This window comes from Rhodospirillales bacterium RIFCSPLOWO2_02_FULL_58_16, from assembly GCA_001830425.1.
Classification (GTDB): Bacteria; Pseudomonadota; Alphaproteobacteria; order Rhodospirillales; family 2-02-FULL-58-16; genus 2-02-FULL-58-16.
This window is the reverse complement of sequence record MIAA01000029.1, coordinates 21,957-48,662: the sequence shown is the minus strand read 5'-3', so window position 1 is coordinate 48,662 and position 26,706 is coordinate 21,957. Positions and strand designations below refer to the sequence as shown.

The 26,706-nt window shown below is 58.7% G+C and carries 27 protein-coding genes and 1 pseudogene; 14 read left to right on the top strand and 14 right to left on the bottom strand.

Going from position 1 to position 26,706, the window contains the following annotated elements:
* Nucleotides 1–39 precede the first annotated feature (39 nt).
* Nucleotides 40–1,317, top strand: a complete 1,278-nt coding sequence (locus tag A3H92_11485) for a hypothetical protein (GenBank protein OHC74694.1) — start codon at nt 40–42, stop codon at nt 1,315–1,317.
* On the opposite strand, the gene A3H92_11480 is transcribed toward A3H92_11485, so the two are convergent.
* Nucleotides 1,314–1,700: a hypothetical protein gene (locus A3H92_11480; protein OHC74693.1), complete on the bottom strand. Its 387-nt coding sequence runs from the start codon at nt 1,698–1,700 to the stop codon at nt 1,314–1,316. The genes A3H92_11485 and A3H92_11480 overlap by 4 nt on opposite strands.
* On the bottom strand, nt 1,700–4,180 hold the full coding sequence (locus tag A3H92_11475; GenBank protein ID OHC74692.1) for a hypothetical protein: 2,481 nt from the start codon (nt 4,178–4,180) through the stop codon (nt 1,700–1,702). The genes A3H92_11480 and A3H92_11475 overlap by 1 nt, the downstream gene beginning before the upstream one ends.
* A gap of 35 nt (nt 4,181–4,215) precedes the next feature.
* On the opposite strand from A3H92_11475, the gene A3H92_11470 reads away from it, so the two are divergent.
* Together A3H92_11470 and A3H92_11465 are read left to right on the top strand one after the other, a co-directional pair.
* The gene (locus tag A3H92_11470) at nt 4,216–4,581 is read left to right on the top strand and encodes a two-component system response regulator (protein ID OHC74707.1); all 366 of its coding nucleotides are present in this window, start codon (nt 4,216–4,218) and stop codon (nt 4,579–4,581) included.
* Between the two features lie 29 nt (nt 4,582–4,610).
* Nucleotides 4,611–5,981, top strand: coding sequence for a PleD family two-component system response regulator (locus tag A3H92_11465; GenBank protein OHC74691.1), 1,371 nt, complete (start codon nt 4,611–4,613; stop codon nt 5,979–5,981).
* Nucleotides 5,982–6,320: 339 nt separating this feature from the next.
* Here A3H92_11465 and A3H92_11460 read toward each other — a convergent pair whose 3' ends face one another.
* A complete protein-coding gene (locus A3H92_11460) occupies nt 6,321–6,488 on the bottom strand; it encodes a 50S ribosomal protein L33 (GenBank protein OHC74690.1) in 168 nt (55 codons plus the stop codon).
* A gap of 67 nt (nt 6,489–6,555) precedes the next feature.
* Nucleotides 6,556–8,142, bottom strand: a complete 1,587-nt coding sequence (locus A3H92_11455; protein OHC74689.1) for a hypothetical protein — start codon at nt 8,140–8,142, stop codon at nt 6,556–6,558.
* A gap of 101 nt (nt 8,143–8,243) precedes the next feature.
* Here A3H92_11455 and A3H92_11450 point away from each other — a divergent pair, with 101 nt between their 5' ends.
* On the top strand, nt 8,244–8,498 hold the full coding sequence (locus A3H92_11450) for a hypothetical protein (GenBank protein OHC74688.1): 255 nt from the start codon (nt 8,244–8,246) through the stop codon (nt 8,496–8,498).
* Nucleotides 8,499–8,517: 19 nt separating this feature from the next.
* A complete protein-coding gene (locus tag A3H92_11445) occupies nt 8,518–8,766 on the top strand; it encodes a hypothetical protein (GenBank protein OHC74687.1) in 249 nt (82 codons plus the stop codon).
* 12 nt (nt 8,767–8,778) lie between these two features.
* Here the strand turns inward: A3H92_11445 and A3H92_11440 are convergent, their stop codons facing one another.
* Nucleotides 8,779–10,965: a ribonuclease R gene (locus tag A3H92_11440; protein ID OHC74686.1), complete on the bottom strand. Its 2,187-nt coding sequence runs from the start codon at nt 10,963–10,965 to the stop codon at nt 8,779–8,781.
* A 2-nt stretch (nt 10,966–10,967) separates the two neighbouring features.
* Nucleotides 10,968–12,878, bottom strand: a complete 1,911-nt coding sequence (locus A3H92_11435) for a hypothetical protein (GenBank protein ID OHC74685.1) — start codon at nt 12,876–12,878, stop codon at nt 10,968–10,970.
* Nucleotides 12,879–13,017: 139 nt separating this feature from the next.
* Between A3H92_11435 and A3H92_11430 the strand changes: the two genes are divergently transcribed.
* The 3 genes from A3H92_11430 (at nt 13,018) to A3H92_11420 (ending at nt 15,174) form a co-directional block, all read left to right on the top strand.
* Entirely contained in the window at nt 13,018–13,755 is a 738-nt protein-coding gene (locus tag A3H92_11430; GenBank protein OHC74684.1) for a tRNA pseudouridine(38-40) synthase TruA, read from the top strand.
* Between the two features lie 376 nt (nt 13,756–14,131).
* Nucleotides 14,132–14,518, top strand: a complete 387-nt coding sequence (locus A3H92_11425) for a hypothetical protein (protein OHC74683.1) — start codon at nt 14,132–14,134, stop codon at nt 14,516–14,518.
* 89 nt (nt 14,519–14,607) lie between these two features.
* Nucleotides 14,608–15,174: a hypothetical protein gene (locus tag A3H92_11420; protein ID OHC74682.1), complete on the top strand. Its 567-nt coding sequence runs from the start codon at nt 14,608–14,610 to the stop codon at nt 15,172–15,174.
* 4 nt (nt 15,175–15,178) lie between these two features.
* On the opposite strand, the gene A3H92_11415 is transcribed toward A3H92_11420, so the two are convergent.
* From A3H92_11415 to A3H92_11385, 7 genes are all read right to left on the bottom strand, one after another.
* The gene (locus tag A3H92_11415) at nt 15,179–15,739 is read right to left on the bottom strand and encodes a hypothetical protein (GenBank protein ID OHC74681.1); all 561 of its coding nucleotides are present in this window, start codon (nt 15,737–15,739) and stop codon (nt 15,179–15,181) included.
* Nucleotides 15,739–16,887, bottom strand: a complete 1,149-nt coding sequence (locus A3H92_11410; protein ID OHC74680.1) for a succinyl-diaminopimelate desuccinylase — start codon at nt 16,885–16,887, stop codon at nt 15,739–15,741. Before A3H92_11410 ends, A3H92_11415 begins: the two co-directional genes overlap by 1 nt.
* On the bottom strand, nt 16,884–17,729 hold the full coding sequence (locus A3H92_11405; GenBank protein OHC74706.1) for a 2,3,4,5-tetrahydropyridine-2,6-dicarboxylate N-succinyltransferase: 846 nt from the start codon (nt 17,727–17,729) through the stop codon (nt 16,884–16,886). Before A3H92_11405 ends, A3H92_11410 begins: the two co-directional genes overlap by 4 nt.
* A gap of 710 nt (nt 17,730–18,439) precedes the next feature.
* Entirely contained in the window at nt 18,440–18,826 is a 387-nt protein-coding gene (locus tag A3H92_11400) for a hypothetical protein (GenBank protein ID OHC74679.1), read from the bottom strand.
* Between the two features lie 36 nt (nt 18,827–18,862).
* Nucleotides 18,863–20,263 (bottom strand): NAD synthetase, encoded by a 1,401-nt coding sequence (locus A3H92_11395; protein ID OHC74678.1) that lies wholly within the window; start codon nt 20,261–20,263, stop codon nt 18,863–18,865.
* Nucleotides 20,260–20,688, bottom strand: coding sequence for an NAD synthetase (locus tag A3H92_11390; GenBank protein OHC74677.1), 429 nt, complete (start codon nt 20,686–20,688; stop codon nt 20,260–20,262). Before A3H92_11390 ends, A3H92_11395 begins: the two co-directional genes overlap by 4 nt.
* Nucleotides 20,689–20,690: 2 nt before the next feature.
* A complete protein-coding gene (locus tag A3H92_11385; protein OHC74676.1) occupies nt 20,691–21,905 on the bottom strand; it encodes an NAD(P) transhydrogenase subunit alpha in 1,215 nt (404 codons plus the stop codon).
* A 251-nt stretch (nt 21,906–22,156) separates the two neighbouring features.
* Between A3H92_11385 and A3H92_11380 the strand changes: the two genes are divergently transcribed.
* From A3H92_11380 to A3H92_11355, 6 genes and pseudogenes are all read left to right on the top strand, one after another.
* Nucleotides 22,157–22,561 carry a hypothetical protein gene (locus A3H92_11380; protein OHC74675.1) on the top strand — a complete coding sequence of 135 codons (405 nt, stop codon included), beginning with the start codon at nt 22,157–22,159 and terminating at the stop codon, nt 22,559–22,561.
* Nucleotides 22,558–22,972: pseudogene (locus tag A3H92_11375) on the top strand (hypothetical protein). Before A3H92_11380 ends, A3H92_11375 begins: the two are co-directional and overlap by 4 nt.
* Before the next feature lie 129 nt (nt 22,973–23,101).
* Nucleotides 23,102–23,584 carry a 50S ribosomal protein L21 gene (locus A3H92_11370; GenBank protein OHC74674.1) on the top strand — a complete coding sequence of 161 codons (483 nt, stop codon included), beginning with the start codon at nt 23,102–23,104 and terminating at the stop codon, nt 23,582–23,584.
* 6 nt (nt 23,585–23,590) lie between these two features.
* Nucleotides 23,591–23,848 carry a 50S ribosomal protein L27 gene (locus tag A3H92_11365; GenBank protein ID OHC74673.1) on the top strand — a complete coding sequence of 86 codons (258 nt, stop codon included), beginning with the start codon at nt 23,591–23,593 and terminating at the stop codon, nt 23,846–23,848.
* A gap of 80 nt (nt 23,849–23,928) precedes the next feature.
* Nucleotides 23,929–24,957 (top strand): GTPase ObgE, encoded by a 1,029-nt coding sequence (gene obgE / locus A3H92_11360; protein OHC74672.1) that lies wholly within the window; start codon nt 23,929–23,931, stop codon nt 24,955–24,957.
* Nucleotides 24,954–26,084: a glutamate 5-kinase gene (locus A3H92_11355; protein OHC74671.1), complete on the top strand. Its 1,131-nt coding sequence runs from the start codon at nt 24,954–24,956 to the stop codon at nt 26,082–26,084. Before obgE ends, A3H92_11355 begins: the two co-directional genes overlap by 4 nt.
* Nucleotides 26,085–26,253: 169 nt before the next feature.
* Here A3H92_11355 and A3H92_11350 read toward each other — a convergent pair whose 3' ends face one another.
* The gene (locus tag A3H92_11350) at nt 26,254–26,682 is read right to left on the bottom strand and encodes a sulfurtransferase (GenBank protein ID OHC74670.1); all 429 of its coding nucleotides are present in this window, start codon (nt 26,680–26,682) and stop codon (nt 26,254–26,256) included.
* Nucleotides 26,683–26,706 lie beyond the last annotated feature (24 nt).

The window sequence follows — 26,706 nt, the reverse complement described above, 5'->3', positions numbered from 1 at the left end:
CTGTTTAACGGGGACATTGCAATCGGATAGAGTGGAATCATGACCGATCAGGACAAAACAACAACTGACGCTTCGCCCGCTTACGGCGATGCCGAGTTCTATAATAATTCGACGGGCGCCCTGATCGGAAAAGGGGAATTCGACGAGGCTGCGGCGGCATGTCTTAAGGTTCTGGAAACAGAACCGGACAACACCATGGCGCATATCTTCCTGTCGGCGATCCGCTTTTATCGCGGAGAGACGGAGGCGGCGGCATCGATTCTCGGCGAGGGCGTTCGCCGAAAACCATTTATCGTCAAGAAATGCAGAAAAGAGCCGACGGCCCGCATATTACGGGTCAGGGGCATCGACAATAGCCGTTACACCTTGGGCAGGAACAGCAAGGGGCAATACAAGATCAAGCTTTCCGGCGGCAATTTCTCGGATACGCACCTGACCGACATGGACAGATACGAGACCATTAATTTCCTTGTTCAGGATAATAATATCCTGTCTTGCGATGATATTCCCGAATTCGACATCATCATCAACTCCATAGCCGACCCGGATGTGGAACTTAACTCGCTGACGGCGCTGGCGGAATTTCTTCGCCGCAAGGGGAATGTTCCGCTCATCAACCACCCCGACAAGGTGGCGGAAACCTCCAGGGACAGAAATTACCGACGGCTCGGCGGGATCGACGGCATCGTCTTCCCCAAAACCGTCCGCCTGGCGACGGACGGCGCGGACGGCGGGGCGCTGATAAAAGCCGTTGAGGAAAACGGTTTCGCCTATCCGTTTCTGGTCAGGGAACCCGGTAGCCAGACCGGAAGAACATTCTCGATGATAACGGCCCCCCATCACTTGACGGCCTATGTGAAGGGGGGGCAGGCGAAGGAATTATACGTTATCCAATATGTGGAAAGTTTGCTCCTCGGCAGCTTCTTCAGGAAGATGAGGTTCTTCTGCGTCGATGGTCAACTGTACCCCGTTGTTTGCCATATCGACACCACATGGAACGTGCATGGCGAAAACAGGGCAAAAATTATGACGCAAAATGAATGGATGATGGAGGATGAAAAATCATTCCTGGCCGACGGCAGGAACTATATCGGACACGATCAATACGAATGTCTTAAAGGGCTGTATAAGCCGGTCGGGCTTGATTATTTCGGCATCGACTTCGACATCATGGACGATGGAAGGATTTTGATTTTTGAACTAAATCCGGCGATGCGCCATCATTTCGGCCATGCCCGCAAGTTCCCTTACCTGACTCCATACCTTCAGAATGTTACCGGCGCCTTCAACAGGATGATCGACAGGAAGATCGCTTAGTCCTCCTCCTCATCGTCTCCGCCGTCGTCGCCGTTATCTTCGTCGGAGTCGTCTTCGTCGTCGCCCTGGTTATCGGAATCATCCTCGTCGTCGTCGCTTTCGTCTGATTCGGCGGCGGCGGCGACGACGGCGTCATCTTCTTCGTCGCCGGTTGAACAATTGGCGCTTCCGGTAAGATAACAGCCGACGTTGGTGAACAAGGTCTGGAGATTGCCGCCGAGATAGCCCCATGAGATGATGGCCATGGCGGCGGTAAAGCAGATGATAACCACATACTCGACCGCCGTTACGCCGGCGGCGCCGGACAACAGGTCCCTGGTGAAATCGGACAGATTCCGATACTTTGAAAATTTTACGATTTTCGGCGGGTCGGTTACGGGCATCAGAAGGTACCCTTCGTCTTTCTGTTTTTTAGATCGGCAAGATTGCTCTTGGCCTCGGCGTTCCCCTGTTTGCTCGCCAGAAGGAGCCATTTTTCGGACGCCTCGAAGTTCTTATCGACGCCCAGCCCGTATCCGTACATCAAGCCGAGGGTGTTCTGGGCCTTGGCCTTTCCCGCATCCGCCGCCGCACGGTATAAATCCGCCGCTTTCTCATAATCTTTCGGCGCGCCCAGCCTTTTCTTGATCATGTCGTCGAGGGTTTCCTGGGCTTTGGCGTAATTCTGGTCGATCGCCATCAGGTACAGGTCAACCGCCTTGGCAAAATCGCGTTCGACGCCCTTGCCTTCAAGGTACATGTCGGCAAGGCCTTTTTGGCCGCGAGCGTCTTTCCGGTCGGCGGCCTTTTTGAACCACTTGACCGCAGTTTCATAATCCCTGGAGACGCCCAGGCCGAACTTGTACATGAAGGCGAGATCGCCCTGGGCCTTGGCGTTTCCCTGTTCGGCGGCCAGGGCGTACCACTTCGCCGCCTCGGCATTGTCTTTTTTAACGCCGCGTCCGAACTGGTAAAAGACGCCGAGGCTCTTTTGCGCCTTGGCGTGTCCCTGCTCGGCGGCCAGACGATACCACTTCTCCGCTTCCTTGTAGTTTTTTTCAACGCCGCGCCCGGATCGGTACATGAAGGCAAGGTTGTTCTGGGATTTGGCGTCCCCCTGTTCGGCGGCCATGCGATACCACTTCACCGCCTCGGTGTCGTCCTTGGGGATGCCCTTTCCGAACTGGTGCATGATGCCGATGTTTTTCTGGGCCTTGGCGTACCCCTGCTCGGCGGCCAGACGGTACAGCCTTGCCGCCTCTATAGGGTTCTGATCGACCCCCCGCCCGGTCTTGTACATGTAGGCAAGGTTGCTTTGCGCCTTGGCGTATCCCTGATCGGCGGCGGCGCGGTACAGTTTCACCGCTTCAACGTCGCTTTGGGGAACGTCGCGTCCGTACTGGCGCCTGATGCCGAGGCTGGTCAGTTGCTTGGGCGTAGCGTTGCCGACGTCTATTTTTTCGATGGCGGCGACGGCTGCCGGTTCCGGTTTCATCTTTTCCAGGTAAAGCCATTCGGCTTCGGCAATCTGCCCGGAAGACAATCGCGTCTCCAGCTTGGAGCGCGCCTCTAACGCCGATTCATCGCCCTGGTTTATGGCGAGGTTGAGCCAAAGGTGGGCCTGGATGAAGTCCTTGGGGACGCCCTTGCCGTAAGTATACGCCTTGGCGATATTGCTGAAGGCGGCGGCGTTTCCTTCCTTGGCGGCGACCCGGAAGTTGTTGATTGCCTCATCGTAGTTCTTGGGGACGCCGAGGCCCTCCCATTGCATGAGGCCCAAGGCGTTCACGGCGCCGGAGTCGCCTTGCTTGGCGGACATGATAAGCCATTTTAATGCCTCGGTATTGTCCTTGGGCACGCCCCTGCCTTCAAGATAAAGTCGTCCCAGGGAGGACTGGGCGGCGGCATTTCCCTTGTCGGCGGCCTTGCGATAATTCTCTGCCGCCTTGGCGTAATCGGGCGGCAACCCGGCCCCGGCGCTATACATGATTCCGAGGCCGAAAAAGCCCTCGGCTTTGTCGGCGTTTGCCAGAGCGGTGAAAGTTTCCAGCGCCATCTTGTGGTCGCCGTTCAGGAAATCGGCAATGGCTTTATCGGCGGCGTCGCCGAACGAGGGAGGGGGAGCGCCGTTCAATCTCCTGATGGAGTAGGGCAGTTCCTTGAGGATATTCAGGGCGGTTGCGCTGCCCGTGGCGGCGATTTTTTCCAGGATGAGCGCCGCTCTTGGATTGCGTGGGGCAATTTTCCCCAGCAACTTCAGCATATCGGGATAGAAAGGACCATGTTTTGATTTGAGAAGCTGGGCCAGCTTGATTTGAGCCGCCGGGAGTTTCTGCTTGGCGGCGTGGCCGTACCATTCGATGGCGGCCTTGGGGTCGGCGGGAATTCCGATGCCGTTCTGGTACATATAGCCGATTTTGTACTGGGCGGCGGCGTCGCCCTGCACGGCGGCGCGCTTGTACCAGTGCCAGGTCATCGAATTATTCGCCGGAACGCCTCGCCCGGTCAGGTAAAGGTCGCCGAGCAATGTCTGGGCGTCGGCGTTGCCCTTGTCGGCGAGTTTTCTCAGAATCTCGGCGGCTTCCCCGAATTGCCCGCCGTCAAGAGCGTTGCGGGCGGTCTTGAGCGAGCTTTTGTCCCCTTGCGAAGCCGATGCGGCAGACGCTTTGCCGCTATCCTGGGCGGCGGCATTCGAGCAGACTCCAAAGAGGCCGCCGACGGCAACCGCCAGACAGAACCCGAGACCGATGATTCTGTTCGCAGAGCAAAAGGTTGTGAAACGGTCACGGACAAACATCGGCTGGTCATAACACAATAATCTGACCGGATCATGACAAGGGATGGCAATGTGTCGTTTGACTCGGTCGGATGAATCATCCATCATCAGCAGGGGTCGTATCGGGAATCGAGGAATAAATGATGGCGAAGACAATCTTGATCGTTGAAGACAACGAACTGAACATGAAGCTTTTCAACGATCTGCTTCAGGCCCATGGCTTCAATACGGTGCAAACCAGCAACGGCCGCGACGCCTTGAAATTGGCCAAAGAGCACCTTCCCGATCTTATCCTTATGGACATTCAGTTGCCGGAGATATCCGGGCTTGAAGTTACCAGAATTCTCAAGGCGGATGGCGCCCTCAAGCATATCCCGGTTATTGCGGTAACCGCCTTCGCCATGAAGGGCGATGAAGAAAAAATCCGCGACGGCGGATGCAACGGCTATATCGCCAAACCTATTTCGGTAGGCGTTTTCCTGGAAACCGTCGTCAAATTCACGTCCTGACAGATTTATTTTTTACGTAGGGGTCGTCCATGTCGGCGCGCATCCTCGTCGTTGACGATATATTCACCAGCGTCAAGGTGCTGGCGGCAAAGTTGAACGGCGCTTACTACGAGGTTCTGACGGCGGGCAGCGGGGCTGAGGCTCTTAAAATCGTTAACGAGCATGACCCCGATCTGGTGCTGCTGGACGTCATGATGCCGGGCATGGACGGCTTTGACGTGTGCCGGCGCATCAAGGCAAACCCCAAGACATCCCATATCCCGGTAGTAATGGTGACGGCATTGAGCAAAACCATCGACCGGGTGAAGGGCCTGGATTGCGGCGCCGATGATTTCCTGACCAAGCCGGTGGGCGATGCAAGGCTTTTCGCCAGGATCGGATCGCTGGTGAGGGTGAAGCAGGTGCTTGACCAGTGGCGGATGCGCGAAGAAACCACGAGGGACCTCGGTTTCCCCTCGACAAACGGACATATGCCCGGCGATATCGGCGGGGCGCATATCGTTCTGGTGGACAGCGGCTCCGTTCAGACCGCCAACATCAAGGACGCCCTGGAAAAAGACAGCCATCGCGTCACCGTAGTCGCCGACGCCAAAGACGTTGCCGACAAGGTGGCCGAGGCCGGGGCCGAAGTGCTGATCGTCAGTGTTTCCGCCGACGGCGAGGCTCCTCTGCGTCTGGCGTCGCAATTGCGCTCACGCACGGAGACCCGCCTGCTTCCCATTATCCTGATCGGCGACGAGGAGAATATAGGGTTGTTGATCAAGGCCATGGAACTGGGGGTCAATGATTACCTTTCCCGTCCCCTTGATCATCAGGAGTTGCTGGCCCGCGTGCGCACCCAGGTCCGCCGCAAGCGCTACCAGGACTGTCTTCATGACAACTTCCTGCATACCGTGTCGCTGGCCCTTATCGACGGCCTTACCGGCCTGCATAACAGGCGCTATCTGTCCACTCATCTGGACGCGGTGATGAGGCGCATGGCCGACAGCGGCAAGCCGGTTTCCCTGATGATGATCGACATCGACCATTTCAAGCAGGTCAATGATCAACATGGCCATGGGGCGGGTGATGAGGTGCTTTGCGAGGTGGCGTCGCGCATCGCCAACAATATACGCGGGTTCCATATGGCGGCCCGTTACGGCGGCGAGGAATTCGTGGTGGTTATGCCCGACACTTCCATCGACACGGCCTTTACGGTGGCCGAACGGTTGCGTGAAACCATCGCCGAATCCGCCTTTGAGACAAAAAGCGAAAAAGGCGCGGCAAACATCACCGTCAGCATCGGCATCAGCGAAACCAGAGACAGGACATGCACTCCCAAGGGTCTTCTCGAACGCGCCGACCAAGCCCTGTACAAAGCCAAGGAGCAGGGCCGCAACCGTGTCGTTATGGAGTCCTGACGGGATTTTCAGAGACTTTCCCCTCCTTACCAAGGAGGGGTCAGGGGAGGTTGCCGCAACGACCCCCTATAGCGCGTCAGGATTGATTGCAATCGCTCAAGGCCGCTGTGAGCCGCGCCTTCCCGTCTTTGCGAGGATTGCGAGAAGCGAAGCGACTAAGCAAGACGAAGCAATCCAGGGAGCATTCACCGCCACTGGATTGCTTCCCGTGTCGCTGACGCTCACGGTCGCAATGACGGTAATTCGTAACGCAGGTGATCCTAATCAATCCTGACGCGCTAACTCCCCCTTAAACCAAGGGGGAGGATTTTTCAGAGTCATTTTTTGCGGCCGCTGATACTACTTTATCTTTGCTTCCTTGAACATCACATGCTTGCGCACTACCGGATCATACTTCTTGAACTGAAACTTTTCGGTAGACGTGCGGGGGTTCTTTTTGGTCACATAATAGAACCCGGTATCGGCTGTGCTGATCAGCTTGATCTGGATGGTAGCCGATTTGGCCATGGCTCGACCCTCTTCAAAGAAGTTTTATAATCTCAGGCGGCGAAACATACAGGCCACGGCGGCGCTGTCAAGGGTTCTTGGCGTCGCCGGCGGCCTCGGCGATGAGCGCCGTAAGGTCCAGGGCGCTTTCATAAAGGGAGTTGTCCAGAAGCAACCGGCGCGCCACGTCAACCTCAAGAGCCTGAGTGCGCCGCTCCGCCGGGCAGGACGAATGCAACTTTTCGCGGCGCGACGCATCGTCGGGAGACGCTTTGCGCCAATCCTCCATGGCCGTGGCGGTCTTGCTCTTTTCTATCGGATCGAGGATGGCCGATTTCCCGCCGGCTTTCCGACCGCTGGTGCATACGGCCGGCAGGACGCCGAGGCCGTGCAGGGCATACCCGGAGGGAGCGATTAATCGTGACCAGGTAAGAGTGATCTCGCCGCCGTTGGGTAGCTTGATAACCGTTTGCACCGTTCCCTTGCCGTAAGAGGAGGTGCCGATGATGACAGCGCGTCCGTGATCCTGCAAGGCGGCGGCCAATACTTCGGCGGACGAAGCCGATTTGCCGTCCATCAGCACCGCCAGCGGAAGGCCGTTGGCCATATCATCGCCGTCGGCTTTGTAGTGCTGGATGCTGTGGGGATGGCGGCCCACCGTATTGACGATATCGCCGCGCCGCAGGAACAGATCGGCGGCCTTTATTGCTTCTTTGAGAAGTCCGCCGGGATTGCCGCGCATATCCAGCACCAGCCCCTTGATTTCGCCGCCATGCTCGCGGAGCGCCTTTCCGAGTTTGTCGCTCAGAGACGCGGCGGTGTTCTGGTTGAAGCCGGTGATCTTGAGAAAGACCAAGCCCTTTTTATAGCCGTAAATGACGGTGGGAGGGATTATATGGGTTCGCTCCAATACGAATTCGACAGGGCCGGCCGCGCCGTCGCGAAGCACGGTAATGGTCACCACGGAATGAATTTGTCCCTGCAATTGATTGTTGATGTCAGCGCTGCCGAGGCCGGTAACGGACACGTCGCCGACATGGGTTATGCGGTCTCCCGGCTTGACGCCGGCGAGGAAGGCGGGAGCGCCGGGCGTTACCGATTTCACCCGGACGACGCCGTCTTTGACGTTGACGTCAACGGTGATGCCGGCGCCGCCGAATCCTTCGCGCCGCGCCCGGTTTTTACCGGCTTCCTCGGCCCCGGCATAGCGCGAGAAAATATCCAGGTTGGAGAGCGCCCCGTCGAAAACCGCCTCGTAGATTTTTTCCGGCGATGCCGTCCGCAGCTCATTCGACGCCTTGCGTCCGGCCTCGACCACGCCGGCGGTCAACGCCGCCCAGCCCGGCACGTCGTTATCGGCGGGCGCCGGGAAGTCGGCTGTTTTCTCATCGGAAGAAGCCAGAACTATGAGATCGCCGGAGCGGGTCACCGACAATTCGGGATCAATAGAGGCAAGGCCGCGCATGCCCTCCAGCGCCAGCGAGGACGGCAGTATCTTTTCGATGTACTTGTCGGCGACAGAGCCGTAGCCGGCGGCGAAGACATCCGCAGCATCATCTCCGGCGAAAGGCGCTTCGTCGGCGCCCGGCGGCGCAGGCGTCGGCGCGCAGGCGACGGCCACAACGAGCACAAGCACCGGCGCAAAACGCCGGTGAAATTCCAATAACCGATCCATGCCTGTAATTTTCCACTATTTTGCCGGAAAATTCAACCTGTCCGGCGGCGGACCCATAATTTGCATTTGCCCGAAGATGGCTAAGCATCTAAAATAAACGCATGAGCACCAGGATTGAAAGCACCGTTGAGAAACTACCCGAGGAAATAGCCAGATCCGGCGCCTCAGGCAAACAACATGTATTTGTGACTATTCTCGATGATAAGGAGATGGTCAAGCTTGAAGAGCTTCGCCGTCTCATTGATGAAGCGGAAGGAAGCGGCGATTGTGTGGACGGGGATGAGGCTTTTGGTGAAATCCGCCGTAATCTCATCGCAAAATATCCTGAATTAACCGACGTCGCGTCTGATATTTAGACCATCTGCAATTGCAGACATGGACGGCATCGCCGAATATATCGCCCGCGATAATCCCAGTCGCGGTTTTTCATTTGTGGCGGAAATTCAAGGCACGCTCCATCTATTGGCGGAGAACCCGCTCGCCGGTCGTGATCGTTCGGAGATCAAAGAGGGTTTGCGCAGTTTTCCGCATGGTAACTATGTGGTGTTCTATCGTCCCTTGCCGGACGGCATAGTGGTCTTGCGCGTTATTCACGGCTCCCGCGACCATAAGCGCATGTTTTAGCTTTCTGAGACACTACCGGCGGCGGCCTTTGGATGGGGCGGCGCCGCGCTTTTCTTTCTTATTCGGGCCGGCGTAGCCGTTGCTCTCTACCGGATGCATGATCATGCCGCCGGTGACCGGGTTGGCCTCGACCAGGGTTACTTCTATCGCCTCGCCGATGTGGAATTGGCGTTTCCCCCGGACCTCGCGCAGCATATGACGGGCCTCGTCGTGTTGATAGCGTCCGCCGGGCAGCGATCTGACGGGGACCAATCCGTCGGCGCCGGTGTCGTCAAGGGTGACAAACAGGCCGAAGCGGGTGACGCCGTTGATGCGGCCGCTGAAGCGGGCGCCGATGCGCTCGGCCAGGAAGCCGGCGGTGAAGCGATCGACGGAGTCGCGCTCCGCCGCCGCCGCCCGACGCTCGGTATCGCCGAGGTGCGCGCCGATAGCGGCGAAGTCGCCGGGGTCCTGAAGCCCGCCCTCGCCCAGATTGAGTTCCGAGATCAAAGCGCGATGCACCAGCAGGTCCGAGTAGCGGCGGATAGGCGAGGTGAAGTGGCAGTAATTTTTCAACGCCAGTCCGAAGTGGCCGATGTTGGTCGGCGAGTATTCGGCGCGGGCCTGGGCGCGCAGCACCACTTCCGAGACCATGGTTACGCTCCCGGCGACGGCAGCCTTTTGCAATATGCGGTTGAAAACCATCGGCTTGATGACCTGCGCCTTGGCCAGATTGATGCCGATGGTGGAGAGGAATTGGCGCAGGTCCTCGACTTTTTCCGGCGAAGGCTCGTCATGGACGCGGTACATGCAGGGCAGCCGGCCCTTGGTCAGGGTTAGGGCGGCGGCGACGTTGGCGGCGATCATGAATTCCTCGATCAGCTTGTGGCTGTCAAAGCGGGGACGGAGCTTGATGTCGATAACCTGACCGTCATCGCCGATGATCACCCGGCGCTCGGGCAGGTCCAGTTCAAGCACCCCTCGTTCCTCACGCGCCTTGAGAAGGCGCCCGTAGGCTCCGTACAGGGGCGTGATGACCGTCTCCAGCAGTTCCGCCGTCACCTGATCAGGAACGCCGTCGCGGGCCTGCTGAACCTGCTCGTAGGTAAGGCGGGCTGCGGATTTCATAAGGCCCCGCGCAAACCGCGAGGAGCGCAGATTACCGCCGGCGTCGATGGTCATATGACAGGCCAGACAAGGCCGATCTTCGCCCGGAACCAGCGAGCACCAGCCGTTGGACAGGGCCTCGGGCAACATAGGCACTACCCGGTCGGGGAAATATGCCGAGTTGCCGCGCTCATAGGCGCACTTGTCCAGGGCGTCGCCGGGGCGCACATACCAGGACACATCGGCGATGGCGACGACAAGCCGCCAGCCGCCCGGATTGGCGGGAGCGGAGTCCGGCTCGGCCCACACCGCGTCATCGAAATCCCTGGCGTCGGAGCCGTCGATGGTAACCAGCGGCAGGTTACGCAAATCCTCGCGCTTGCCGAGCGCCGTCGGCCCGGCGGCATTCGCCTGTTTGACGGCGGCGGCGGTGAATTCGGTGGGGATGCCGTGATCATGCAGGGCGATCAGGCTGACCGCCTTGGGTCCGGCGGCGGCAATGCGCTCCACCACCCGCGCCCTCTGAAGCCCCGACCGACGGCCGGGCAGCACCTCGGCGCGCACCAGATCGCCCCGCACGGCGCCCTTGGCGTCCTCTGCGGCCACCATCAGATCATTCCTGGCGCGGCGGTCGGTTGACCTGATCCGGCCCTGCTTGCCGTCAACGGCGTAAACTCCCAGCACCATTGAAGGAGCCGAAGATATGCGGCGGATCACCTGCGCCTCATAAGCGCCGCCTGACCGTGAAAGCCGGGCCAGCGCCTTGTCCCCGATCCCCAGCGCCGGATGCCCGCGCTTTTCGGGCGCCATGTAGATAAGCGGCGGTTCGCCCTCTCCCTCCCAGTTGAGCGGCCTGGCCATTACCTCGCCGTCCAGGTCGGTTCCCGACACTTCCAGCACCGCCACCGTCGGCAGCTTGCCTGCGAAATAGCGCCGATTTTGCTTGCGGCCCAGCGCCCCCTCGTCTTCCAGCTCGCGCAATGCCTGCTTCAGCCGAATCCGCTGTCCGGGAGTCAGATGAAAGGCTCGCGCAATCTCCCGCTTGCCGACCTTGCCGGGACTGTCGTTGATGAACTCAAGGATTTGCTCTTTGCCGGGAAAGGGAGGAGGCATAACTATCCCGAAGGCAGGCTGAGGATCACCGATGTCCCCTTGCCAAGCTCGCTTCTAAGGTCAAGGGAGCCGCCATGGAGTTCCATGAAAGACTTGGCCAGGGGCAACCCCAGACCGGAGCCTTTATAGTTCTTGGTAAAGGCCGTCTCCACCTGACCGAAAGGCTCAAGCACCCTCAAAAGGTCCTTCTTGGCGATGCCGATGCCGGTATCGGACACGGTGATGGATATGCCGCCGCCGGCCTGCTCGGCTACGGTTACGGTAATTGTTCCGTCGTCAGGCGAAAATTTTACCGCGTTGGAAAACAAATTAAGGAGCGTCTGGCTTATCAGTCGTCTATCGACATAAACAGGCGCGACGTCGTTCGGAACATCCATCCGCCACATAATTCGTTTTTTGCCCGCCTCCACCCCGAAAAAATCCCAGGATTTTTCCAGCAGCTCCCCGATATCGACATGGCTCTTTTCCAGATCGACCTTTCCTCCCTCGATGCGGGAGATATCAAGGACATCATTAATGATGGTGAGCAGATGGTGACCCGAGGTGAAAATATGATCAATGTAGTCCATATATTTTTCAGGGTCCCATGTCGTGACGGTGCCTGACATGCTTGTTTTTATCGCCTCGGAAAAGCCGATAATCGCCGTCAGCGGGGTGCGCAGTTCGTGGCTCATGTTGGCGAGAAAATGGGATTTGGCGTTACTTGCCGCTTCAGCCTCTTTCTTGGCAAGGCGCAGTTCCGCTTCCATGCGTTTGCGCTCAACTATTTCCTGCCGAAGCGCCTTGGTGCGTTCTTCCACCGCTTGCTCCAACTCATCCTTATGGCGGTGAAGTTCATGGATGATCTCCTGGCGCTGGTGGCGCAGAAACATCTGACGAAGCGATGATTTAATCCTTGCCTTCAATACATCGATGCCCGCCGACTTGCCGACGAAATCGTCGATGCCGGCCTCCAGGGCCTGGGCCACGTTTCCCTTCTCTTCAAAGGCGCTTAAGGCGATGATGACGTAGGAATGACCGGAATTTTTGCGGTCCTCCACCAGACGACGAGCCATGATTCCCCTCTCTATGTCAGGCATCACCATGTCGATGAGGACGCAATCAAAGGCTCCTTTTTTGGCGAGAGACAGTCCTTTTCTGGGCGAGGTGGTGACTTCGACCGTGTATTCATCGTCGCTTAAATCATCCTTCAGGCGCTCAAGAAAGGTCGGACTGTCGTCGATAACGAGGACGCGAGGGCGATGAAACAAGGGAGCATAAAGGTCCATCAACAGGTTTTCTTTGTGGCCTCTTATCAGCAGCGAGTGGATGCGCAGCAAAAGAATTTCATGGTCTTCATTTTTTGAAACATAATCGTCAGCGCCGCTTTCAAGCCCCCTCACCTCGCTTCCGTCTTCGGTATTCGAGGTCAGCATCAGAACAGGAATGCCTTGGGTGTTGATGTTCATCCGCAGACGGCGGCACAACTCGTCGCCATTAATTCCCGGCAGCCGGTAATCGACGATCATGATATCCGGCATTGTCGAGCGCAGCAGGCTCATGGCGTCCTCGGCGCTGGCCAGACACAACACCTTGAAGCCTTCCTCTTCAAGGATCGCCCGCAGGGTGACGGTCTGGGTCGCGGAATCCTCGACAACCATCACCAGCTTTCGCGACGAGGCCGTCTTGATCAGCCGAAGAATATTCTCCTCATGAGCGCCCGCTTCGGCGGGAGCGGTGTCGAATCTGATCCCAAGCCGCTTCTTGCGACGAACAACCCTGCCTGTAAGTTCGCCGAATCCCTCGACGCTGATCTTCACTTTTGCGTTGAGAGGCGCCTCGAAGCCGACGCCGATGCACGCCCCGTCAAACGAAATATCGTGAAGCACGCCCTCCCCGCCCCGGCCCTCGGTTTCGATTTTGGCGGGAGACATAACTTTATGCCGTTGCTGACCTCTGTTATCCTTCCCCACGCTTCCCCCAAGCCTTGAGTTTCTCCCAAGAGCGGCGATTATACACAAATTTTCCGACAAAACTATCGAAGCATGAGAGGCACACAGGTAAAAGAAGGCCATGCCGCGCTATAAAATCACCATCGAATACGACGGCGGCGGGTTCGCCGGCTGGCAGCGCCAGGAAAACGCCGGCTCGGTGCAGCAGGCGATTGAGGAAGCCATCGGCAAGTTCAGTCATGAGGCCGTTACCGTTTTCGGCGCCGGGCGCACCGATTCTGGCGTTCATGCCCTCGGACAGGTCGCCCATTTCGACCTCGGCCGCGAGTTCAGGACCGACACCGTGCGCGACGCCATCAACTTTCACCTCAAGCCGGCGCCGGTATCGGTGCTCGGCTGTGAAATCGCCGACGGTAATTTTCACGCCCGCTTCGACGCCGTCGGGCGCGTTTATCGCTATCGCATCATCAACAGGCGTTCGCCTCCCGCCTTGAATCGCGGCGGCAAGTGGTGGGTTCCGGTTCCGCTGGATGCAGGGGCAATGGACCAGGCTGCAAAGGCGTTGGTGGGCGTACACGACTTCACCACCTTCCGCGCCGTCATTTGCCAGGCCAAGTCGCCGGTCAAGACCGTGAGCGCGCTGGATGTGGAGCGCCGAGGCGATGAGATCACTATCCGCGCCGAGGCGCGTTCATTCCTGCACCGTCAGGTGCGTAATTTCGTCGGCACGCTGAAACTGGTCGGCGAGGGCAAATGGACCGTCGATGACGTGCGCGTCGCCCTTGAAGCCCGCGACCGCTCCGCCGGCGGCCCCACCGCCCCGGCGCAAGGCCTGTATCTGGTGAAAGTGATATATTAGCGAGGGTGACGTAAACGTGTCTTTTACTCCGGTTGCAAATACGGGATAATGGCAGAAGATTGCTATCGACATGCGGATTGATAATATGCTTGCGATATTGACATCACGCGAGGAGTTAGACCGTGCAACGTACAACTATTAGCCTGAAACCTGAAGAACGAGACTGGCTCGCCCGCCGGGCGCAGGTGGAGCATGTTCCACAAACGGAAGTGGTGCGTCGGGCTTTGCAACTTTACCGCAAAAAGGCGGAAGCCCAAAAGGCGAAAAGCCATGTGACGCAATCCTTCGAGAAATTGGCGTGGCTCACCAGCGGCATTTGGCAGGGTAAGGATGGACTTGTTGTGCAGCAACACCTGCGCGACGAGTGGAGTAGGCGTTGAACGGCTATCTTCTGGATTCAGTCATCTTGATCGACCATTTCAATGGGCGATCTGAGGCGACCGGATTTCTATTGGAAAACCACGAATCGGCGGCTGTTTCCGTCATAACGCGAGCCGAAGTGCTGACCGGATTCGACGCCGTGGGCGAGGTGCAGGCCAAGGCTTTTCTCAACCTTTTTCCAACTCATGCATTGACCGAAGATGATGCCGATCTGGCCGCAAGTCTGCGCCGCGAACATCGCTGGAAATTGCCGGATGCCTTGCAGGCCGCTGTGGCAATCAACCGCCGGTTGATGTTGGCGACTCGCAACAGCAAGGACTTTGATCCGGCTCGCCATTCCTTCGTCGCTATTCCTTACCTGTTAAGCGTAAAGCAATCGTAAAGTGGCGGTGACATGTACCGGAGAACTTTATACGGCAGAAGGCGCTACGTTTTTCCATCCTACCGAACTGGATACCACACGGAGGCTGCATGGTAATTGAGTCTCTGACCGCCCTTCTTGTGTTAATCACCGCGATATATGCCTATTTGACGTATCGCATGGCGAAGGCGAGCGAGGCTTCTATGGAGGCTGTACGCGATCAATCAGAAGCAATGCTGCGCCCATACATTACCGTTGCACCTTTCATTCGACCCCATACGCCGTTTCTTTATCTCCGAGTGAAAAACACCGGGCGAATGGGTGCGCGTAATCTTCATCTTACTCTTGATCGTGATTTTTTTCAGTATGGCGAGAAAGATGGTGCTGACAAAAACCTTCGGAGCAAGAGTGCATTTTCGACCCCTATCGATTGCTTTCCACCAGGAGCCGAACTAATTTTTGCTCTTGGGCCGGGCTGGGTACTTTTCGGCAAAAGCGCGCAGCCCGATGTTTCTCCTACGCAATTTAATGTTACGGCCACATATGAGTTCCTTGGAAAAAAGGCCGAAGAAGTGAACCGAGTTGATCTCCGTCCGTATATAGGCTCCGAGGGAGAGTTAGATCCGGTTGTTGAAGAACTCGAACGAATCAGGAAAGTCATGGAGAAAAAGAAGTGACATATTAAAACATGCTTTCGGCGGTGGCGTTGATGAAGACGGAGATAACCAAATCCAGAACGACGATGCCGGACGCGATGCCGCCGCTGACGTTCAACGCCGTCCTGGCGACGAACCATGTGTAGAAAATGATCATCAGAAAAACGATAAGACTCAACGCGCTTGCCATGCCGGCCGGCAACAGTTCGTTGACCATCAGCATCGCCAGCGGCAAATAGAGCGCGTTTTGCAGCACGGACGCCCAGTTATAGGCGACAATGTAGGCAAGGTAATTCTTTTCCCGCTCCAGGAACTTGGCCAGTGAGATCATAACCACCGGGAACGTCACCCACGACAAGACGTAGGAAATCGCCTCCACCGCAACGAACCTGTAAGGATGGACGTTCATCTCGCCGGCGTTAAAGCGTATGTACAGCAGCAGTATATAGAAGGGGGCGATGATTGCCGCCGCCAGGAAAGAACGCCAAAATCCGTCGATGGTAGTGTTGAAAAAGGCCATGCCGCCGGCGTCGCGACGGGCCAGCCGGTAAGCGCCGTAAAGGGACCTGAGGGCTTCTTGGATCATCAACGGCCTTCTTGGAAATAACCGTCAAGCACCGCCTGGTAAATTCCGGTCAAGGTCGCCAGATCGGCGACGGCGACATGTTCATCGACTTTATGCGCGGTCTCGGCAATCAGGCCGAACTCCACCACCGGGCAATAGTTCTTGATGAAGCGGGCGTCCGAGGTGCCGCCGCCTGTGCCGTAATCCGGCGTCCGCCCGGTGACCTTTTCAACGGCGGCGGAAACCAGCTTGCTGAGGGGGCCGGGCCGCGTCAGAAAGGCCTCGCCCGAGATTTCCGTCTCAAGCTCGTAGCGGCACTGCTCCTTGTCGAAGCGTTGTTTTATATTCTCGATCAGGCGTTCGCCGGTATGCTTGTCGTTGAAGCGGATATTGAAGGCGGCTGCGGCTTTTGACGGAATCATGTTGGTTGTAGGATTGCCGACGTCAAAAGAAGTGATCGCCACCCTGGTCGGGTCGAAGTACTTGGCCACGCCGTCGTCCAACTGGGCGAAATTAAGCACCGTCATCATCCGCATCAGGCGGGGAATCGGGTTGTCGGCCAGTTCGGGATAGGCGGTATGGCCCTGCGTTCCGTACACGGTAAGGCGTCCGTTGAGACTGCCCCTGCGGCCGATCTTGATCAGGTCGCCCATCTGTTTCGGATTGGTCGGCTCGCCGACCACGCAGTCGTCGATGGTTTCACCTTGTTCTTTCGCCCATTCCAGTATCCTGGCTGTGCCGTTGACGGCCGGACCTTCCTCGTCGCCGGTGATCATAAGGCTGATCGAGCCGCCGAAATCGACGCCCTTTTCTTTGATGAAGCGGGAGGCGGCGGCGACAAAGCAGGCGATGGCGCCCTTCATGTCCGCCGCGCCGCGCCCGTACAGCCTGTCGCCGGAGACCGCGCCGTCAAACGGGCCGTGGCTCCATCCGTCTCCGGCGGGAACCACGTCGGTATGTCCGGCGAAGCAGAAGTTGGGCGCCGCCGAGCCGATGCGGGCGTACAGGTTGTCAACGTCGGGCGTCCCGTCCGTCGAGAACTTCAGGCGGCGGCAGGTAAAGCCGATTCCCTCCAGCGCCTTGGTCAGGACATCAAGGGCGCCGGCGTCTTCGGGAGTGACGCTGGGACAGCGGATAAGCGCCCGACTCAGTTCAAGGGGATCAATCATTCCCGCAACAGGTCGTTGATCGAGGTTTTGGAGCGGGTTTTTTCGTCCACCGTCTTGACGATGACGGCGCAATACAGCCCCGGCCCCGGCGAGCCGTCGGCCATAGGCTTGCCGGGCAGGCTTCCCGGCACAACCACCGAATAGGCCGGCACCCGCCCCTGATGGACCTCGCCGCTTGCGCGATCAATAATCTTGGTCGAGGCCCCCAGGTAAACGCCCATCGACAGGACGGCCCCTTCCTCGACGATGACGCCCTCGGCGACTTCCGAGCGGGCGCCGATGAAGCAGTTGTCTTCGATGATGGTGGGGCCGGCCTGCAACGGCTCCAGCACGCCGCCGATGCCGGCGCCGCCCGAGATATGCACGTTCTTGCCGATCTGGGCGCACGAGCCGACTGTCGCCCAGGTGTCGATCATGGCGTTGCAATCGACATAGGCGCCCAGATTGACGAAACTCGGCATAAGAATCACGCCCGACGCGATATAGGCGGAACGGCGCACCACGCAGCCAGGCACGGCGCGAAATCCGGCCTGGCGAAAGCGCGCCTCGTCCCAGTCGTCGAACTTGGAGGAAACCTTGTCAAACCAGACGGACTCTCCCGCCCCGCCGGGGATAACCCTCATGTCGTTGAGGCGGAACGACAACAGCACCGCCTTCTTGAGCCACTGGTTGACCGTCCACTTGCCGACGCCCCGGCGCTCGGCCACCCGCGCCTGCCCGCCGTCAAGCAGGCGCAAGGCCTCATCCACGGCCTCGCGCACTTCGCCCGTCGCGCCGTAATTGATCTCGGCGCGGCCTTCCCAGGCGGCTTCGACAACGGTTTTCAAGTGATCATGGGTCATGGCCCGAAACATGAGCGACGGGGGAGAAAGTGTCAATGGCGGAGGAGGGACGTTGGACAGGGCAATCGAATGAACGTCTTCATAATAGCTAAAGAGTCGTTCACAATGGCCCTTCTTGTTCGTCATGCGCGGGCTTGACCCGCGCATCCACGTCTTTGTTGTTTGTCGCCAAGGCAAAAAAGGCGTGGATGGCCGGATCAAGTCCGGCCATGACGGTAAAAGCAGGAACAATCTCCTTCGAGCGATTGCCCTGGGAGGCTTTGGACAGGGCCGGTCTGGTTCTGCGTCAACGAATGATTTCCAGCCCCGGCATGTCGGCCAGGGGGCCGAGGTCGGTAACTTTTGTATCCCTGATATTCAGGTATTTAATTTTCTTGAGTCCGAACAGGGGCGAAAGGTCGGAAACCTGAGTTGCCAAGAGGTCGAGCGATTGCAGCCGGGGAAGGCGATGCGGCGATGACCGTCTACAACTTCAGACTCTCCGGCAACAGCACCTACTTCGTCCGCCCGGCAGGCGGAAAAGCATTCCTGCTCGTCCACAACAAGTGATGATCAAGCTCGGCGCGGCCGGCGGCGACGGCCTTGGCTGCCGTCTTGACCGGGCCGGACTCGGTGTCGACGGCGCCCGCCGCATCGCCGTGCCGCCGATGAGGATGAACTCCCCGATGGCGGGCAGTTCGGAAAGGTCCGAAAGTACGCGCCGCGTGGCGTCAGGCAGTTTGTCGGGATGCACGGCCAAATCCCTTGCGGATGTTTTCCAGCATGCGCCGCGATTCGATCATGGCTTCAGGACGCGCTTTCGGATCGCCGGATAACTCGTCAAGAATCTTCCACACCCGATCCTCGCCGAATTTCAGACACAGCTTCGCCAGGCCTTCAAAGGTCGGCCTGTCCAGGACGGAGGCGATAAGGGCATCGTCATCGACCCCGTCGGGACGGCTCCAGGTGCGCGAGTACGATAGGGCGAACGGATCCTTGGTCATGAACTCGCCTGCTCCGCGTGGTTGTTCGCTGTTGATACTATACAGGTTTATGGGCAAGTCTTGAAACGTGAATTTCCAGAAGCGGGGGCCGACAAAAAAACGGCGGGGTTTCAAATCCCGCCGTTTTGTCTTTGTCGATGCGTATGACGCTTACATGTGGTCCAGCGCCTTGCAGATTTCCTCGGTCATCTTCTTGGCGTCGGCGAACAGCATCATGGTCTTGTCGCTGAAAAACAGTTCGTTGTGGACGCCGGCGTAGCCGGTGGCCATGGAGCGCTTGATGAACAGGGTGGTCCCCGCTTTCTCCAGGTCAAAGATCGGCATGCCGTAGATGGCGCTGGTGGGATCGGTCTTGGCCGCCGGGTTGGTGACGTCGTTGGCGCCGATGACGTAGGCGACGTCGGCGGTGGCGAACTCGTGGTTGATTTCCTCCAGTTCGAAGACCTCATCGTACGGCACGTTGGCTTCGGCCAGCAGCACGTTCATGTGGCCGGGCATGCGCCCCGCCACCGGGTGAATGGCATAGGCCACCTCGACGCCGCGAGCCTTCAGCTTGTCGGCCATTTCGCGCAGGGCGTGCTGGGCCTGGGCCACCGCCATGCCGTATCCGGGCACTATGATAACCTTGCCAGCGTTGCTCATCAAAAAGGCGGCGTCTTCAGCGCTTCCCGACTTGACGGAACGCTCTTTCCCGTCGCCGCCGGCGGCGGGACCGGCTACTTCACCGCCGAAGCCGCCCAGCAACACGTTGATGATGGAGCGGTTCATGCCCTTGCACATGATATAGCTGAGGATGGCGCCCGACGATCCGACCAGGGCGCCGGTCACGATCAGCGCCGTGTTGGACAACGTAAAGCCGATGCCCGCCGCCGCCCATCCCGAGTAGGAGTTGAGCATCGACACCACGACAGGCATGTCGGCGCCGCCGATGGGAATGATCAGCAAAAAGCCGATCAGGAACGACATGGCGACCAACATCCAGAAGGCCACAGCCGACTCGCTCGCCGTCATCCAGATAATCAGGGTGACGATAGCCACGGCGATGGCGGCATTAAGATAGTGCTGGCCGGGGAAGGTGGTCGGCGCTCCGCCCAACACTCCCTGCAACTTGCCGAAAGCGATCAGCGACCCGGTGAAGGTGATGGCGCCGATAGCGGTTCCGAGGGCCATCTCGACCAGACTGCCGGCGGGAATGCTGCCGCTTGCGCCGAGTCCGTAAGCGTCAGGATGGAAAAACGCCGCCGCCGCGACGAACACCGCAGCCAGGCCGACCAGCGAGTGGAAGGCGGCGACAAGCTGAGGCAGCGCCGTCATCTGAATTTTCTGCGCCACGACGGCGCCGATGCTTCCGCCGATGACGATGCCGAGCACGATCATGCCGAAGCTGACCACGCCGGGACTCAACAATGTAGTCGCAATGGCGATCACCATGCCGATGATGCCGAACATATTGCCCTTGCGCGACGACGCGGGCGAACTCAGGCCGCGCAACGCCATGATGAACAGGACGCCTGCGGCCAGATATGCGAAACCGGTTACCGTGCCGCTCATGACGCCGCTCCTGTCTTCTTTTCTTTCTTCTTGAACATGGCCAGCATCCGGTTGGTGACGATGAAGCCGCCGAAGATATTGACCGACGCCAGAATCACCGCCAGGAAGCCCATGACCTTGGAGAAGTCCATCTTGGCGGGGCCGACGGCGATCAGGGCGCCGACGATAATCACCGAGGAGATGGCGTTGGTGACGCTCATCAGCGGCGAATGCAGGGCCGGCGTGACGCTCCACACGACGTAAAAGCCGATGAAGCAGGCCAGCACGAAGATAGTGAACAGCTCAAGGAACGGCGTTCCTGCGGCATGACCTACCCCGGCGGCGAAGTCGACCGCGTCGTTGGCTACGCCGGCGGCTCTTTCGGCCAGTTTAGCCGCGTCGGCGGCGACGATCTTGGCGCTGTTTGCGATGGTTGCCGAATCCATGATTATTTCCCCTTCTTGTCAGCCGAATGCTTTTTAGCTGCGTGTTTTTTGGGCGCGGCATCATCGGAAGAGGCGGCGGCTTTCACCGCCTCGTTCACCACCTTGCCGTCGCGGGTGACAAGGGTGCCGGTAACTGTTTCGTCATCCCACTTGAAATCAAGAGTCTTCTTTTCCTTGTTCACATGGGGCGAGATGAAGTTGAGCAGGTTCTTGGCGAACAGGGCGCTGGCGTCGGCGGCGAGACGTCCGGGAACGTTTTCATGGCCGACGATCTTGACGCCGTATTTGGTCACCACTTTGCCGAGTTCCGACAGCGGGCAGTTGCCGCCGGCTTCGACCGCGAGATCGACGATCACCGAGCCGGCTTTCATTGACTTGACCATGTCCTCGGTAACCAGCACCGGAGCCGGGCGACCGGGAATCAGGGCGGTGGTAATAACGATGTCCTGCTTTTTGATATGCTCGGACACCACCTGCTTCTGCTTGGCGAAGTACTCAGGAGGCATTACCTTGGCGTAGCCGGCGGCGGTTTGGGCGTCTTTTTCCATTTCCGCGTCAACGACCAGGAACTTGCCGCCGAGGCTTTCCACCTGCTCTTTGGTGGCCGGCCTGACGTCGGTGGCGGTGACTACGGCGCCGAGGCGTCTGGCGGTGGCGATGGCCTGCAATCCGGCGACGCCGACCCCCATTACAAACACCTTGGCCGGCGGCACGGTGCCGGCGGCGGTCATCATCATCGGGAAGGCGCAGGGAAGTTCGACCGCGCCGTCCAGCACGGCGCGATAGCCCGCAAGATTGCTTTGCGAAGACAGGATATCCATAGACTGGGCGCGGGAAATGCGGGGCATCAGCTCCATGGCGAAGGCGGTGACGCCGGCGTCGGCGTAGGCCTGCACGTCTCCGGCGTTGGTCATCGCCTGGATATGGGCGATGAGGACGGCGCCCTTTTTCACCATCGACAACTCGTTGTCGTCGCCGTCGGTGGTGAGGCCGCGAATTTTAAGTATGACGTCGGCATGTTTCAGCGTCGCTTCGGCGTCCTTGGCGATGGTCGCTCCGGCGCTCTTGAAGGCGTCGTCGGTAAAGGCGGCGTGTTCGCCGGCCCCCGTCTCAACGATGACGTCAAAACCGAAACCACATAACTTCTTTACGACATCGGGTGAACCCGCGACTCGCGTCTCGCCCCGGCAGCATTCCTTGGGTATGGCAATTTTCATGTTTTTTTCCCCGGCTTTCCCTATTGGAAAGTATGATCCGACCTTCCTGGAAGATACGACCCGGCTTTATGCTACCAACTCCGCATAAACGCAAGCATTGCAATGCAGAAAAACATATTTTTCATTATTCGACGTTGGAACCGGGTTACCCACGGCCTAAATCAACGGGCGACAATGCGGCCCCCTTATACCCCTTCCCCGCCGGGCGTATCGTCACCCATGACCATCGTGGAGGTGATGGTGTGACTCCTATGGAGGGCATTGTCGAAACAATCATTCGCCATTATCCCGGCACACAGGCTATTTATCTGTTCGGTTCTTACGGCGCCGGGAACGAGTGGCCGAACAGCGATGTGGACATAGCGGTGTTGCTGCCGCCGGAAACATCAAAGCGGGTCGGCCATTTGATGATGAGTCAATTACACGGCGATCTGGAATTGTTGCTGGGAAGGAATGTGGATTTGCTCAATCTGCGCTGTGTCTCCACTGTTTTTCAGAAGGAGATCATCATGGCGGAACGGCGTATTTACATGGCCGACGAATATGCGGCGGACGAGTTCGAAATGTTGACCCTTTCTTATTATCAGAAACTCAATGAGGAGCGCGCCCAGGTGTTGGCGGAGGGATTGCGTAGCGGGAGGTTTTACAACGTATGAACGAGATTATTCTGAACAAGAAGATCAGCATTGAGCGGCGCCTAAGTCAGATACGCACCTACTATGCAATGGCAAGCGATACGCCCTTCGAGACAGACTATCTCAGGCAGGACGCCATCGCCATGAATCTGCAAAGAATTGCTGATATTGACTATAGACGTCGCCAACCATCTTATTAAAAGCAAGAAATTGGGTTTGCCGCAGGACAGCGCCGATGCCTTTGTTTTGCTGCATCGCGCCACTCTGATCCCCGCTGAGATGATGAAGAACATGAAAGGCATGGTGGGGTTTCGCAATGTGGTGGCGCATGAATATCAGAAAATGGATTTGAGCATAATGGCGGATGTGATCGAGCATCATTTGCACAAGCCGCTTGATTTTGCCGACCTGGCGCTAAAGGCGATGAGCTGAGATATGGCTCGTCATTCCGGCAGTTAATGGGCGTTGACATCAAGGTTTTTAGGGGTATATTGCCGCCTCTTTGCACGGGCCTCGGTCGGAGTCGCCGACGCCCGCATCAACTGTTTATAAGGTACGATCATGTTCGCAGTCATCAAAAGCGGCGGTAAGCAGTATAAGGTGGCCGCCAACGATGTCATCATCGTTGAGACGTTAAGGGGCGCGCCCGGTTCGGCCGTCGAGTTAAACGATGTGCTTATGATCGTAGAAGACGGCAAGGCGCCGGTTATCGGCGCGCCGCTTCTCGACAAGGTTGCCGTTTACGCCGAAATCATAGAACAGTCACGTGCCGACAAGATCATCGTTTTCAAGAAAAAGCGCCGCAAGGGTTATCGCCGGTTGGCCGGACATCGCCAGCACCAGACAGTGCTTCGCATCAAGGATATCGGCGCTTCCGGCAAAAAGACGACGGCAAAGGCGGAAGCCGCGCCTGTCGTGGAAATAAAGGCGGAGGCCGCGCCTAAAGCGAAAGCGCCTAAAGTGAAGGCGGACGCCGCGCCTAAGGCAAAAGCCAAGGCCCCGGCCAAAAAAGTCGCCAAGGCGGCTGACAAGTCCAAGGAGTAAGGCAAGATGGCGCATAAAAAAGCAGGCGGCAGTTCACGCAACGGGCGCGACACGGCGGGTCGGCGTCTCGGCGTCAAGAAGTTCGGCGACGAGCAGGTGATTCCCGGCAATATTATCATTCGCCAGCGCGGCACCAAATATCATCCCGGTTCCGGCGTCGGCATGGGCAAGGATCACACCATATTCGCCGTCGAGAAAGGCCGTGTCAGGTTCCATACAAAGGCGGCGGGCAAGGTTTTTGTTAACGTAGCGCCGGATTCCTGAGATAGAATCAGGAGTGCGGGTCGTACCGGGGGGAATGACTTGTCATTCCCCTTTTTGTTTGCGGATTGGGGTTGGAGCCGATGAAATTTCTCGACGAAGCCAAGATATTCATCAAGAGCGGCGACGGCGGCGACGGCTGCGCCGGTTTCCGCCGCGAGGCCAATATTCCTTTGGGCGGTCCCAACGGCGGCGACGGCGGTCGCGGCGGCAGCATCGTCGTCGAGTGCGTTGACGGGCTTAATACGCTGATCGACTTTCGCTATCGCCAGCACTTCAAGGCCAAGCGCGGCGCTAACGGCATGGGACAGGACCGCTACGGCGCCAAGGCGGAGGACGTGATAATCAAGGTTCCCGCCGGCACCCAGATTCTCGACGATGACAAGGAAACGGTCATCGCCGACCTTACCGAAGTCGGACAGCGTCAAATCCTGCTCAAAGGCGGCGACGGCGGCTTCGGCAATCTTCATTACAAGTCGTCCACCAATCGCGCCCCCCGGCGCGCCGACGCCGGCTGGCCGGGGCAGGAGATGTGGGTGTGGCTGCGTCTCAAGCTGATCGCCGACGCCGGTCTGGTGGGGCTGCCCAATGCCGGCAAGTCCACCTTTCTGGCGGCGGTCTCCCACGCCCGGCCCAAGATCGCCGATTATCCCTTTACTACGTTGCATCCCAACCTGGGCGTCGCCTATGTGGACGAGGACGAATTCCTTATTGCCGACATTCCCGGCCTGATCGAGGGGGCCAGCGAAGGCGCCGGACTGGGAACGCGCTTTCTCGGCCATGTGGAACGTTGCCGGGTGCTGCTGCATCTGGTGGACGGAACCCTGGAAGACGTCGCCGAAGCCTATGTCGCCATAAGGCGGGAACTGGAAGCCTACAGCAGCGATCTCGCCGCCAAGACAGAGATCGTCGCCCTTAACAAATGTGACGCCTTGATGCCGGAGGATATAAAAGAAAAGCGCGCTTTGCTGGCCAAAGCCGCAGGCCGCGAAGTTGCCGTCATCTCCGGGGTGTCGGGCGTCGGCGTCAAGGAAGCGCTACGCGAACTGCTTGCCGTTGTTCGCGCTTCCGGCGATGCTTGCGACAACGCGCAATCGGAAGGCGACCGATGACCGGCAAACAACAAACTGATCGTCTGGCGAAGGCGAAGCGGATCGTCGTCAAGATCGGCTCCGCCCTGCTCGTCGATGAGGCGCGGGGCGCCGTCCACCGGAGCTGGCTGGAGGCCTTGGCCGACGATATCGCCCGTTTGCGCGGGCGCGGCCAGGAAGTGATTATCGTCTCATCAGGAGCCGTCGCCGTCGGCAGGCGCCATCTGGGCCTTCCCGCCGGAGTCCTGCTTCTGGAAGAAAAACAGGCGGCGGCGGCTACCGGCATGGTGCGTCTGGCCCATGCCTATCAGGAAGTACTGGCCCGTCATGATATAACCGTGGCTCAGGTGCTGCTGACGCTGGAGGACAGCGAGAACCGCCGCCGCTACCTGAATGCCCGCAATACCCTGGAAACATTGCTGCGTCTGGGCGCGGCGCCGCTGATCAACGAGAACGACACGGTGGCCACCGACGAAATCCGCATGGGCGACAACGACCGCCTCAGCGCCCGCGTCGCCGCCATGATCAGCGCCGACGCGCTGATCCTGCTGTCGGACATTGACGGCCTGTACAGCGATGATCCGCGCCGCAACAAGGACGCCGCCTTCATCCACGAGGTTCACGAAATCACACCCGCAATCGAGAGCATGGCCGGTTGCGCCTTGCCCGGCGACGGCACCGGCGGCATGGTGACCAAGCTGGCCGCCGCCAGGATCGCCCTGGCTTCCGGCTGCGCCATGGTCATCGCCGACGGCAAGCCGGAACACCCCTTGCGCCGCCTGGAAGAAGGAGCGCGGCATACCTGGTTTCTGCCCGGAGTTAATCCGCACACCGAGCGCAAACGCTGGATTGCCGGCGGCCTCAAGACTCACGGCTCGTTCACCGTCGATGACGGCGCATTAAAGGCGCTCGGCTCCGGCAAGAGCCTGCTGCCCGCCGGCGTCACCGCCGTTGACGGCAATTTCGAACGCGGCGACGCGGTAGTGGTAAGGGACGTCAGGGGCAATGAGATCGCCAGAGGCTTAAGCGCCTATTCGTCGCGGGACGCCCGTCTTATTTTCGGTCACAAGAGCAAGGAAATCGAAGGCATCCTCGGCTATCGCGGCCGCGACGAGATGATCCATCGCGATGATCTGGTGCTGGTTTAGGGTGCATCTTTTATACCAGTGGCCGTAAAGTAATGACTCCGAAAAATTCTCCCCATTGCTTCAAGGGGGAGTTAGAGGGGGTCGTTGCAACAACCTCCCCTGACCCCTCCTTGGTAAGGAGGGGAAATTGCCGGGGCCGCCATAGGTCAATATTCAATGGCCGATGGCCTCACCCCTGTCCCCAGGGCAGGCCGTCCGCTTTCCAGCCGTTCAGCGTCCCCCGGTGGTTGGCCGGGTCGCGGTCGCCGTCAAAGCCGGCGGCGATGTTGTAGCACTTGGCGAAGCCGAGGGAGGTCAATGCCCTGGCCGCGTCCAGGGAACGCTTGCCCGACCGGCAGATGAGAAGCACCGTGTTCTCTTCGCCGACGCCGCAACCGGCGACCTGTTGAGCGAACTCGGAGTTAGGGCGCATCTCCGGGAAGGTCTGCCATTGCACGAAGACGGGCTGCTTGCCCAAACTGCTCAAGTCGGGAGCGCCGACGAAGGTCCACTCGGCCTGCGTACGCACGTCCAGCAACACCGCCGAAGCGTCCTCGCCGAGCATTTGCCACGCTTGTTTCGGGGTGACATCGCCCGCGTATTTTTTATTAAAAATCATGGTCGGCCTCCTTGTTGGGGATAA